Source organism: Streptomyces sp. NPDC003023 (assembly GCF_042888225.1).
Classification (GTDB): Bacteria; Actinomycetota; Actinomycetes; order Streptomycetales; family Streptomycetaceae; genus Streptomyces.
The window spans coordinates 1-13,351 of the sequence record NZ_JBIAPL010000021.1; the positions used below are offsets into that span (position 1 = coordinate 1).

Consider the following 13,351-nt stretch of genomic DNA (forward strand, 5'->3'; position numbering starts at 1 on the left):
ACCGGCAGCGGCGCCCACTCGGGCGCACCGCCCTCACACCGCGCCGCATAGGCCTGTGACAGATCACGCGCCAGCGGCGCCAGCGACGCCCCGTCCGCGGCGATGTGGTGGACGACCAGCAGCAGAACGTGCTCCGTCGCTCCGGTCCGGAACAGGGTGGCGTTCAGCGGGATGTCGCGGGCCAGGTCGAACCCGGTGCCGGCCGCGCGCGCCAGGGCGGCCGGCAGGGCGTCCTCCGTGGTCTCGGCGATCGGCATCGCCGGCCGCGTGTCGTCCGCGTCCAGCACGACCTGCACGGGGCTGCCGGCGATCTCCTGGAACACGGTGCGCAGGCTCTCGTGCCGGGCGACGACGTCGCCGAGCGCGGCACGCAGTGCGGCCGTGTCCAGGCCACCGCTGATGCGCAGCGCGAGCGGCAGGTTGTAGGCGGCGCTGTCGCCGTCGAGCCTGCCGAGGAACCAGAGCCGCTGCTGTGCGTAGGAGACGGGCAGTTGCTCGGGCCTCGGCATGGGAACCAGCGGCGGCCGGGCGTCGGCCGCGTCGTGGAGCAGCGTCGCGATGCCCGCGGGCGTGGGGGCTTCGAAGATCACCCGGACCGGCATCTCCACACCGAACTCGGTGCGGATACGGCTGATCAGACGGGTGCCGAGCAGCGAGTGGCCGCCGAGGGCGAAGAAGTTGTCGTCGGGGCCCACGGCCGGCACGCCGAGGACTTCAGCGAACAGCGCGCAGAGCGTCGCCTCCTGCGGGGTGCGCGGCTCCCGGACGGCGGCGGCCTCCGCGTAGTCGGGCGCCGGGAGCGCCTTGCGGTCGAGCTTGCCGTTCGGGGAGAGCGGCAGCTCGTCGAGGATCACGAACGCCGTCGGCACCATGTACTCGGGCAGCACGGCGGCCGCCCGGGTGCGCAGGCCGTCGCGGTCGGACGCGGTGTCGCCGTCGACGACGACGTACGCGACGAGCCGCTGGTCGCCCGGCTGATCCTCGCGGAGCAGCACGACGGCCTGGGTGACGCCGTCCTGAGCGGCGAGCACCGCCTCGATCTCACCGAGTTCGATGCGCAGGCCGCGCATCTTCACCTGGTGGTCGGCCCGGCCCAGGTACTCGAGAGTGTTGTCGGACGCCCAGCGGACCAGGTCGCCGGTGCGGTACATCCGCGCGCCCGGCTCGCCGAACGGCGCGGCGACGAAGCGATCGGCGGTGAGGTCGGGGCGGCCCAGGTAGCCGCGGGCGAGCTGGTCGCCCGCGAGGTAGAGCTCTCCCTGCACCCCGTGCGCGACCGGGCGGAGCATCTCGTCCAGGACGTACACGCGGGTGTTCCACACGGGACGGCCGATGGGCACGGTCCGCCGCCCGCTGTCCGGTTCGCAGGCCCAGGCGGTGACGTCGACGGACGCCTCCGTGGGGCCGTAGAGGTTGTGCAGCTCGGCGTCCAGGACCTCGAAGAAGCGGGTCTGCACGTCGAGGGGCAGCGCCTCGCCGCTGCACAGGACCCTGCGCAGCGAGTCGCCGCAGTCGGCGGCGGCCGGATCGGCGAGGAACGCCTGCAGCATGGAGGGGACGAAGTGCAGTGTGGTGATCCCGGTCTCGCGGATCAGTCGGGCGAGGTACGCCGGGTCCCGGTGGCCCTCCGGCCTGGCGACGACCAGGGTGGCGCCGGTGATCAGCGGCCAGAAGAACTCCCAGACGGACACGTCGAATCCGGAGGGGGTCTTCTGCATGACCCGGTCGTCGGCGGTCAGTCCGTACTCGTGCTGCATCCACTGCAGCCGGTTGACGATGCCGCGGTGCGGGACGACGACGCCCTTGGGCCGGCCCGTGGAGCCGGAGGTGTAGATGACGTACGCGGGGGCCGCCGGGGAGACGGTGACGTCCGGCCGCCGGGCGCCCTGCGCCGCGAGTTCACCGATGAGGGCCGGGTCGTCGAGGACGAGACGCGGCAGGTCCTTCGAGCCGGGCACGTCCACGCCGGCAGTGGTGAGCAGCAGTGCCGGGGCGGCGTGTTCGAGGATGTAGCCGATGCGGTCGGCCGGGTAGTCGGGGTCGACGGGGAGGTACGCGCCGCCCGCCTTGAGCACGGCGAGCAGGGCGACGACCAGTTCGACCGAGCGGGGCACGGCGACCGCGACGGTGCGCTCCGGGCCGACACCCTCCTGTACGAGGCGGTGCGCCAGCCGGTCGGCCTGCTCGTCGAGTTGACGGTAGGTGAGGCCGCGGCCCTCGAAGAGCAGCGCCCGCGCGTCGGGGGTGCGGCGTGCCTGCTCCTCGACGAGGGCGTGCAGCGTCGCCGGGGCCACCTCGTGGTCGGTGGCGTTGTTGCGCATCACCAGTTCGTGGCGCTCGACCGGGCCGAGCACGTCGATCCGGCCGATGGTCCGGTCGGCGTCGGCGGCCACGGATTCGAGGAGGCGCAGATAGCGCTTGGTGAGCTTTTCGACGGTGGACCGGTCGAAGAGGTCGGTGCTGTACTCGACGACCCCTTCGATGCCGTCGTACGTGCCGTCGCCGCCGCGCTTCTCGCCCATTTCGAGCGCGAGGTCGAAGCGCGAGGAGTGGGTCTGCACGGAGTGCGGCCCCACCCGCAGCCCCGGCAGGGCGAGTTCGCCGCGTTCGTTGTTCTGGAGGGTGAGCATCACCTGGAACAGCGGGTGCCGGGCGAGCGAGCGGCCGGGGTTCAGCACCTCCACCAGTCGCTCGAAGGACGTGTCCTGGTTGGCGTACGCGGCGAGGTCCGTCTCCCGTACGCGGGCGAGCAGTTCACGAAAGGTGGGGTCGCCGCCCGTGTCGGTGCGCAGTACCAGGTTGTTGACGAAGAACCCGACGAGCTGGTCGAGGGATTCGTCGGTGCGGCCGGCGACCGCCGTGCCGAGCGGGATGTCGGTGCCCGCCCCGAGCCGGTTGAGGAGGGCCGCGAGACCCGCCTGGAGGACCATGAAGAGGCTCGTGTTGCTGTCCCGTGAGAGCTGCGCGAGTTTGGCGTGCAGCTTCGGGGGGACGGCGAACGGGACGATGTCGCCCTGATAGCTCGCGCGGGCCGGCCGGGGCCGGTCCGTGGGCAGCGTCAGCTCCTCCGGAAGTCCGGCGAGGCTTCGGCGCCAGTGGTCGAGCTGGGCTGCGCCCTCGCTGCTGTCCTCCCCTTCGTCTCCGAGGAGTTCGCGCTGCCAGAGGGTGTAGTCGGCGTACTGGACGGGCAGCGGCTCCCAGCCGGGTGCCGCGCCGTCGAGCCGGGCGGCGTAGGCGACGGAGAGGTCCCTGGCGAGCGGGGCGAGCGACCAGCCGTCGCCCGCGATGTGGTGCAGCAGCAGGAGCAGTACGTATTCGTCGTCGCCGAGGGTGAACAGGGTGGCTCGCAGCGGGATCTCGCCGGCGAGGTCGAAGCCGTGCGCGGCGGCCGCGGCGAGCTGCTCGTCGAGGTCGGCCCCGGTCGCGGGCCGTACGTCGAGCACCGGGGTTGCCGCCCCGGCGTCGAGGATCACCTGGTGCGGCCGGCCGTCCTGCTCGGCGAAGACGGTCCGCAGGCTCTCGTGCCGGGCGACGACGTCGCCCAGCGCGGCGCCGAGAGCATGCCGGTCGAGGGCACCGGTGAGCCGGAGGGCGAGCGGAATGTTGTATCCGGCGCTCGGCCCGTCGAATCCGGCCAGGAACCACAGGCGTCGCTGCGCGAAGGAGAGCGGGACGCGATCGGGGCGTTCGACGGCGCGGACCGCGCCGCGGGCACTGTCCGTGTCGCGCAGCAGCAGGGCGAGACCGGCCGGCGTGGCGGTCTCGAAGAGGCTGCGCAGGGGCAGTTCGGCGTCGAAGACGGAGCGGATGCGGCTCACCAGGCGGGTGGCCTGGAGGGAGTGGCCGCCGAGGTCGAAGAAGCTGTCGTCGATGCCGACCCGGGGCAGGCCGAGGATCTCCGCGAACAGGCCGCAGAGGATCTCCTCCTGGGGGGTGCGCGGGGCACGGCCGGCGGCGAGCGCCGCCAGGTCGGGCAGCGGGAGGGCCTTGCGGTCGAGTTTTCCGTTGGGGGTGACGGGGATGGCGTCGATGGCGACGAACGCGGCGGGAACCATGTAGTCGGGAAGATCGGCCCCGACGTGGGCGCGCAGCGCGGCCGGCCGGGGCAGTTCCTGGCCGGGTTCGGGCACCGGGTAGGCGACGATCTGCTTGTCGCCGGGACGGTCCTCGCGGACGACGACGGCGACCTGCCCGATCGCGGGGTGCCTGGCGAGTACGGATTCGATCTCGCCGAGTTCGATGCGGAAACCGCGGACCTTGACCTGGTCGTCGGCGCGGCCGAGGAACTCGAGCTCCCCGTCCGCGGTCCAGCGGACCACGTCGCCGGAGCGGTACATCCGCTCCCCGGGGCCGCCGTAGGGGTTGGCGACGAACCGTTCAGAGGTCAGACCGGGGCGGCCGAGGTAGCCGCGGGCCAGACCGGCGCCCGCGATGTACAGCTCGCCGGCCACACCGGCGGGGACGGGACGCAGACCGCCGTCGAGCACCAGGACCTGGGTGTTGGTCACGGGGGTGCCGATGGGCGGCAGGCCGCCGCCTTCGAGCGCGCCGGACATGGTGGCGCACACGGTGGACTCGGTCGGGCCGTAGGCGTTGACCATCCGGCGCCCCGCCGACCAGCGCTCGACGAGTTCGCCGGAGGTCGCCTCGCCGGCGACGACCAGGGTGGTGACGGTGGGCAGGTCGTCCGACGCCATGACGGCCAGCGCGACCGGCGGGATGGTGGCGTGGGTGACGCCGTGACCGGTGACGGTGGCCGCGAGCGGTTCGCCGGGGGCGAGGTCCTGCGCCGGTGCCACGACGAGCGCGGCGCCGGTGAGCAGGCCCATGACGAGCTCCCAGAACGCCGCGTCGAAACTCGGGGAGGCGAACTGCAGCACCCGGCTGCCCGGACCCACCCCGAACCGCTCGATCTGCGTCGCGACCAGCGACGCCACACCCGAGTGCGTCACCACGACACCCTTGGGACGGCCCGTCGAACCCGACGTGTAGATCACGTACGCCGCGTCGGCCGTCGCGGTCCTCGCGGTGCGGTCGGCGTCGGTGAGGTCGGCGTCGGGGTGTGCCCCGACGGTCGCGGCGAACTCCGGGTCGTCCAGGCGCAGGGCGGGGACGCCGGCGGCGGCCTCCGCCGGCAGGGTCACGGCGGAGCTGGTCAGCAGCAGCGCCGGGGCGGCATCGCCGAGGATGTAGCTGATGCGGTCGGCGGGGTAGTCGGGGTCGACCGGCAGATAGGCGCCGCCCGCCTTGAGCACCGCGAGCTGCGCGGTGACCATGTCGGGCGAGCGCGGGAGGGCGAGTGCCACGAACCGGCCGGGGCCGATGCCCTGCGCCACGAGTTCCCTGGCGAGGCGGTTGGCACGGGCGTTGAGCTGTCCGTACGAGAGGCAGACGTCCCGGAAGAGGAGCGCGTCGGCGTCCGGGTTCTTTGCGGCGACGGCCTCGAAGACCGACGGCACGGTACGGGCGGGCAGTTCGCGGGGGGCCGTCCCGGCGGCGAGCAGCGCGCGCTCGTCGTCGTCGAGGATGTCGAGGCGTCCGAGGAGCAGCTCCGGGTCGGCGACGATCGCCTCGAGGATCCGCTGCAGGCGCAGCGCGATCCGCTCGACGGCCGCCCGGTCGAACAGGTCGGACCGGTAGCCCATCCGCAGATGCATCCGGGTGCCGGGGAGCACCGCGAGGCTGAGCGGATAGTGGTTGTCGTCGGTGGTGTGCACGCCGACGACGCGCAGTCCCTCGACCGGCTCGGAGAAGCCCTCGGCGTCCACCGGGTAGTTCTCGGAGACGGTGATGGTGTCGAAGAGCTCCTTGACGCCCACCAGGCCCTGGATGTCGGTGAGTCCGACGTGCTGGGCGTTCATCAGCTCCGCCTGCTGCGCCTGGAGCGTGCGCAGCAGGTCGATCAGGGAGCGGGCGGGGTCGAGCCCGACTCGGACCGGCAGGGTGTTGATGAACAGGCCGACGAGGTTCTCCATGCCGGGGATCTCCGGCGGACGGCCGGAGACGGTGCCGCCGAAGACCACGTCGTCCCGGCCGGTGAGCCGGCCGAGCAGGATGCCCCACGCGCCCTGTACGACGGTGTTCACGGTCAGTTCGTGGCTGCGGGCCAGCTCGGAGACGGCGGACGTGAGCCGCTCGGTGAGTTCGTGCCCGTGGTAGTGCGGTGCCTCCACCGCGCCGCCGCGGCGGTCGGGGGCGAGCAGTGTCGCCTCCTCGACCCCTTCGAGCGCGGATGCCCAGGACTTCAGGGCGTCGTCACGGTTCTGGGAGGCGATCCAGCCGAGGTAGTCGCGGTACGGGGTGACACGGGGCAGGCCGGTGGCGTCGCCGCGCTGAACGTAGAGGGTGAACAGCTCGCGCAGCAGGACGGCCATGGACCAGCCGTCGAGCAGGATGTGGTGGTTGGTCAGGATGAAGCGGAAGCGGTCGCCGCCGAGACGGACCAGGGTGAAGCGCACCAGCGGCGGGGCGGACAGGTCGAATCCCTTGACCCGGTCGGCACGCATCACCTCGTCCAGAGCGGCCTGTCTGGCCGGCTCGTCGCCGTCCGACAGGTCGACCTCGTGCCAGGGCAGTTCGACACGGCGCGGAATGATCTGCACCGGCTTGTCGAAGCCCTCGTGGACGAAGCCGGCCCGCAGGTTCGCGTGGCGGCCCAGCAGCGCGTCGGCGGCGGCGCGCAGCGCGTCCACGTCCAGCGCGCCCTCGAAGTCGAACGCCAGCTGGCCCGCGTACAGGTCGAGTTCCTGCTCGTCGAGCAGTGCGTGGAACAGCAGACCTTCCTGCAACGGCGACAGTGGGAGGACGTCCTCCAGCCCCGTACCGATCATTACGACACCCTCCACTTGCTTTCCAGAAGATCGAGTTGCGCCTGGGACAGCGACACCAGGGACATGTCCGACGGCGTGTGGCCGCCGGCTTCGGGCGCGACGGCGTGTGCGGCCAGGGCTCTCAGGGCCCGGAACCAGGTCTCCGCCAGGTCGTTCACGTCCCGCTCCGCGAGCAGGCCGTCCGGCCAGGTCCAGGTGGCCTTGAGTTCGGGGCCGCCCGGTCCGTCGTCGGCGACGGCGTTCACCTCGAGGGCGTGCGCCAGCCGTACGTCGGGGTCGCCGGCCGCTGCCCCGGTGAGCGACGCCGTCTCCGGCGCGGTCGCCCAGTCCCCGGCGGGGCCGGCGGACATGCCCGTCCGGCCGAGGTAGTTGAAGCCGATCTGCGGTTCCGGGTGGGCGGCGAGCACCGGGGCCGTCTCCGGGTTGAGGTACCGGAGCAGGCCGTAGCCGATGCCGTTGTCGGGCACCTCCCGCAGCTGTTCCTTGATCCGCTTCAGCACCCGGCCGAGCGCCGGGCCGCCCGCCCAGATCTCGTCCCAGTCGAGCTGCCCCGGGTCGAGGAGTACGGGATGGACGGTGGTGAACCAGCCGACCGTGCGGGAGAGATCGGCGCCTTCGACGACGTCCTCGCGGCCGTGGCCCTCCAGGTCGACCAGGACCGGCCCCTCGTCGCCGAGCCCCCGTCCGCGCCGCCAGTGGACGACGGCGACGGCGAGCGCGGTGAGCAGCACGTCGTTGACGCCGCCGTGGAAGGCGGCAGGCACGCTCGTCAGCAGCGGTTCGGTCTCCGCCGCGGGCAGCGACAGGGTCACCGACCGTGCCCGTGCGGCGGTGTCGGTGGACGGGTCGAGGAGACGGTTGCCCAGTACGGGCTCCTCGGCCGCCCCGGTGCGGTCCCAGAGTTCGAACTCGTCCTCACGGCCCGGAGCCTGCGCCGCTTCGACGAGCTGCTCGGCCCACCGCCGCAGCGAGGTGCCGGTCGGTGCGGGCGCGGGGCGCCGGCCGTCGGCGAGGGCCTGCCAGGCCTCCACCAGGTCGGGGAGCAGGATCCGCCAGGACACACCGTCCACGACGAGGTGGTGGATCGTCAGCAGCAGGCGTCCCGCGTCCTGCTCACCGGCGTCGAACCAGACCGCCTGCAGCATCCGCCCCGCCGCCGGGTCGACACGGCGCCAGGCGGCCTCCGCCTCGGTGGCGATCGTGCCGGCCAGCTTCTCCTCGTCCAGACCGGCGATGTCGGTCCGGTGGACCACCTCGGCGGCCGGCACGCAGCCGCGGGGCCCGATCTCGAGCCGCCACGGGTCGCCCGCCGTGCCGCGGTCCAGTCTCATACGGAGCGCGTCGTGGTGGTCGAGCAGCGACTGCACCGCTTCGACGAGGAGTTCCTCGCCCAGTTCGGCGGGCACCTGGACCAGCATCGACTGCACGAACCCGTCGACGGGGCCGCCGTGTTCCTCGAGCCAGCCGATGATCGGGGTGCGCGGCAGCTCGCCGATCCCGGCGTCCGGATCCTCCGGCTCGGCCGGTTCCGCGCTGCGCGTGACGACCGCCAGCGCGGCGACCGTCTTGCACTGGAAGACGTCCTTCGGGGTGAGGACGAGTCCGGCGGCGCGCGCCTTGGCGACCAGCTGGATGGAGACGATGCTGTCGCCGCCCAGGTCGAAGAAGCTGTCGTCGACGCCGACCCGGGGCAGCCCCAGCACCTCGGCGAACAGGTCGCACAGCGTCTGCTCGACCGGGTCGGCGGCCTGCCTGCCGTCCGTTCCGGTGGTGAAGTCGGGCGCGGGCAGTGCCCGCCGGTCCAGCTTGCCGTTCGGGGTGAGCGGCAGTTCCGGCAGCGGTACGACCGCCGCGGGCACCATGTACTCCGGCAGGCTGCGGCCGGTGAAGGTCCGCAGCTCGGACGGGTCGGGGGCGTCCTGTCCCTCGGCCGCGACCACGTAGCCGACCAGTCGCCGGACACCGGGGGTGTCCTCGCGGACGACGACGGCGGCGGTCGCCACCCGCGGGTGGGCGGCCAGGGCCGACTCGATCTCGCCGAGTTCGATCCGGAAGCCGCGGACCTTCACCTGGTCGTCGACCCGGCCCACGTACTCCAGGAGGTCGCCGTCGGTGCGGCGGACGAGGTCACCGGTTCGGTACATCCGGGAGCCGGGAGCGCCGAACGGGTCCGCGGGGAAGCGCTCCGCCGTGAGGCCGGGTCGGTGCAGATAGCCGCGGGCGAGCTGGTCGCCGGCGAGGTACAGCTCACCGGTGACACCGTTCGGCACCGGCCGCAGGTGTGCGTCCAGGACGTACGCCGAGGTGTTGCGCACCGGGCGGCCGACCAGGGGGCGTTCGCTGCTGGTGAGCGGGGCGTACAGGGTGTCGATGGTGGCCTCTGTGGGCCCGTAGAAGTTGTAGGAGACGGTGTCCGGCGCGGCCCGCAGCTCGTCCCAGAGCGCCTGGCCGAGGGCCTCGCCGCCGAGCATCAGCACCGCGGGGTGGTGCCGTCCCGGAGCGAGCATCCCCGCGCTCAGCAACTGCCGCGCGAAGGACGGCGTCAGGTCGAGGAACTGGATCCGGGCGCGGTCGACGTAGGCGGCGAGCGCCTCCGGGTCGCGCCGGGTGTCGTCGTCGACGAGGTGCAGCTCGTGCCCGTCGAGCATCCACAGAACGCCGTCCCACGCGGTGTCGAAGGAGAACACCGCGGTGAGCGCGACGCGCAGGCGGTCGGCTCCGACGTCCGCCGTGTGCGGATCGAACAGGGTCTCCTTGTGGCCGTGGAACAGGTTGACCAGGTTCCGGTGCTGGACGACGACGCCCTTGGGCCTGCCGGTCGATCCGGAGGTGTAGATGACGTACGCGGGTGCCGCCGGGGTGAGCGGCGCGGTGCGCTCGCCGTCGGCCGGGGCGGTCGCCCGCACGCCGGCCGGCTCCTCGGTCACCGCCGGGTCGTCGAGGACCAGCAGTTCCACGCCGGCGGTGTCCACCGGCTCGCCCTCGGCCCACTGGCGCAGCACCTCGCGGTCGGTGACCAGCAGTGCCGGGGCGGCGTCCCGCAGCATGTACTCGATACGGTCCGCCGGGTGGCCGGGGTCGACGGTCAGGAACGCGGCCCCGGCCTTGAGAGCCGCGAACATGGCCACCAGCACCTCGGTGGAGCGGGGCAGCGCGAGGGCCACGATCCGCTCCGGGCCGATGCCTCGGGCGATGAACAGCCGGGCGAGCCGGTTGGCCCGCGTGTCGAGTTCGGCGTACGTGGTGCGGACGCCCTGGAAGACCACCGCGCAGGCGTCCGGGGTGGCGGCCGCCCGCTGCTCGAGCAGTTCGTGCACGAGGGTCGGGGGCACCTCGTGACGTACGGGCCGGCCGACGACCGCCCCGCGCTCGTCGTCGGTCAGTACGTCCAGCTGTCCCACGAGCCGCTCGGGCTGCGCGGCGACAGTCTCGAAGAGAGCCCTCAGACGTGCCGCGAGCGCCTCGGTGTCCGCCTGCCCGAACCGGTCGGGGGCGTACTCCAGCCGCAGCCCCAGACTCGGTCCGGGCAGCGCCGCGAGGGTGAGCGGGTAGTGCGTGGCGTCCGTGCCGCCGACACCGGAGACGGTGAGTCCGCCGGGCAGGTCGAGCGCCGCGGGGTCCACGGGGTAGGACTCGTACACGGTGAGGGTGTCGAACAGGTCGCCGACTCCGGTGAGCGACTGGATGCGGGACAGGCCGACGTGCTGGTGGGACATCAGCTCCGTCTGCTGCCGCTGGATCCGGCGGAACAGTTCGGTGACGGACTCCCGCGGGTCGAGTCGCACCCGCACGGGGACCGTGTTGATGAACAGGCCGACCATGGACTCGATGCCGGGCACCTCCGGCGGACGGCCGGAGACGGTGGCCCCGAAGACCACGTCGTCACGGCCGGTGAGCCGGCCGATGAGCAGGCCCCACACGCTCTGCACCATCGTGTTGAGGGTCAGCCCGGCCTCGCGGGCCAGCGCCTCGAGCCGGACCGTGAGCTCGTCGCCCAGGTCGAACGAGTGGCTTCGCGGCACCGCGCCCGGCGTCTCGTCACCGGACGTCTCGTCACCGGACGTCCTGTCCCGGGGCAGCTCGTCGCCGGGCGTCTTCGCCGGGGCGAGCAGCGTGGGCTCCTCCACACCCGCGAGTGCCTGCCGCCACGCGGACTCCGACTCCTCACGGTCCCGGCCGGCGACCCACGCCAGGTAGTCCTTGTAGGGGGTGACCGCGGGCAGTGCCCGGCCCTCGGCCCCGTTGCCGTAAAGCGTGAACAGCTCGCCCACCAGCAGCGGCATCGACCAGCCGTCGAGCAGGATGTGGTGATTGCCGACGACCAGGCGGTGCCGGTCCGCCGCCATGCGGATCAGGGTGAACCGGATCAGCGGCGGGTCGGCCAGGTCGTAGCGGCGTGCCCGCTCGTCGGCGAGCACCTTCTCGGCCGCGTTGCGCCGCTCCTCGTCGTCCGCGAGTCCGGACAGGTCCACCTCGGACCAGGGCAGGGTCACGGCGCGCGGTATCACCTGCACCGGCCGTTCCAGGCCCTCGTGGTGGAAGGCTGCCCGCAGATTGTCGTGTCGTGCCAGCAGCGCCTGTGCCGCCGCCCGCATGGCGCCCGCGTCCAGTGCGCCGTCGAGGTCGAAGGCGAACTGGACGCTGTAGACGTCCGGCGCCTCGTCGTCGAACAGGGCGTGGAACAGCAGGCCCTCCTGCAGCGGAGCGACCGGGAGGATGTCGGTCACAGCCGGACAGGCGCTCTCGATCCGGTCGATCTGCTCCTGGGAGAGCGCGGTCAGCGGCAGGTCGGACGGGGTGAAGCCGCCCGCGCCGGGCTCGGCCGCGTCCGCCGCGAGGCCGCGCAGTGCCGTGAACCAGCGGTCGGCGAGGTCCCGTACAGACTCCTCGGCCAGCAGTCCGTCGGGCCACAGCCAGGTGACGGTCAGTTCGGGGCCGCCGGCTGCCTCGCGCACCACCGCGCTGATCTCCAGCGGATGGGGGACGGGCATGTCGGCGTCGGCGGTCCCGCTGCCGATCAGCGCATCGGACTCGGGGGCCGGGCTCCACGCGCCGCCCTGCGGATTTCCGAGCCGGCCCAGGTAGTTGAAGCCGATCTGCGGAGTGCCGAGGGATGCGAGCACGTCCCTCGTGCGCGGATCGGTGTGGCGCAGGAGGCCGAATCCGATGCCGCTGTCCGGTACGGCGCGCAACTCCTCCTTCACGCGCTTGAGGACCGCGCCGGGACGCTCCTCGCCGCTGCCGGTGGTCAGCCGGACGGGGTGGAGGCTGGTGAACCAGCCGACGGTCCTGGACACGTCGGCACCCGGCAGCACGTCCGTACGGCCGTGCCCCTCCACGTCGAGGACGAGGGAGGACCCGGAGGTGGCCGCACCGCCGCGCCAGCCGGCGGCGGCCGTGGCGAGGCCCGCGAGCAGCACCTCGTCGGTGCGTGCGTGGAAGACGGCCGGCACGGTGTCGATCAGCGGCGCGGTGTCCTGAGCGGGCAGCACCAGGGTGAGGGTGCGGGTGCTGCCCATGGTGTCCTTCACCGGGTCGGCCGAGCGGTCACCGACCTGAGCGCCCGCGGCGCCCAGCACGTCCTGCCAGAAGGGCAGTTCGTCCGCGCGGGCCTCCGCGGTGGCGGTGAGCCGATCGGCCCACGTCCGCAGCGAGGTGTGCACGGGCTGCAGTTCGGCGGGCCGACCCTCGGTGAGGGCGTCGGCCGCGGAGGCCAGATCGTCGATGACGATCCGCCAGGACACTCCGTCGACCACCAGGTGATGTGCCACCAGCAGCAGTCGGCCGGGCTGCTGCTCCCCGGCGTCGAACCACACCGCACGCAGCACCGTGCCGGCCCGCGGGGCCAGCGCGGCCTGTGCGGTCTCGGCGTGCACGGCGATCGTCTCGCGGAGCGCGTCCCCGGTGAGCCCGGCGGCGTCGACCCTGCGTGTGAGGTCCGCCGCGGCGACGGCGCCGCGCTCCCGGACCTCGAGCTGCCAGGCCCCGGCGTCGCCCGCCAGGCGCAGACGCAGCGCGTCGTGCCGGTCCAGCAGGGCCTGCAGTGCGCCGACGACGGTGGCCTCCGTGAGGCCCGCCGGGGTCTCCAGCAGCACGGACTGGTTGAACCGGTCGACGGGGCCGCCGAGTTCGGCCAGCCACTGGACGATCGGGGTCAGGGCGACCGGGCCGGTCCCGGCGTCCGGGTGCTCGGCCTCCGTGCCGCTCGCGGTGGCGGCCACCGCGGCGAGCGCGGCGACGGTCTTGCGCTCGAAGACGTCCCGGGCGGTGATCACCAGTCCGGCCTTACGGGCGCGGGCGACGAGCTGGATGGAGATGATGCTGTCGCCGCCGAGGTCGAAGAAGCTGTCGTCGACGCCGGTCACGGGAGTGCCAAGGACCTGGGTGAACAGGTCGCACAGGATCTGCTCCTGCGCACTGCCCGGCGCCCGGCCCGTGCCCGACGCCCCGTACTCCGGTACGGGCAGGGCACGGCGGTCGAGCTTGCCGTTCACCGTCAACGGCAACCGGTCCAGCACCAC

At 73.1% G+C, this 13,351-nt stretch carries 2 protein-coding genes; both read right to left on the reverse strand.

All coding sequences use genetic code 11. The features are described 5' to 3' along the window. Positions 1–6,830, reverse strand: a 6,830-nt coding sequence (locus ACFYV1_RS33570) for an amino acid adenylation domain-containing protein (protein ID WP_389399444.1), incomplete at its 3' end; no start/stop codon positions are given. Continuing rightward, positions 6,830–13,336 (reverse strand): amino acid adenylation domain-containing protein, encoded by a 6,507-nt coding sequence (locus tag ACFYV1_RS33575; protein ID WP_389399445.1) that lies wholly within the window; start codon positions 13,334–13,336, stop codon positions 6,830–6,832. The genes ACFYV1_RS33575 and ACFYV1_RS33570, both read right to left, overlap by 1 nt. Positions 13,337–13,351: the final 15 nt, after the last annotated feature.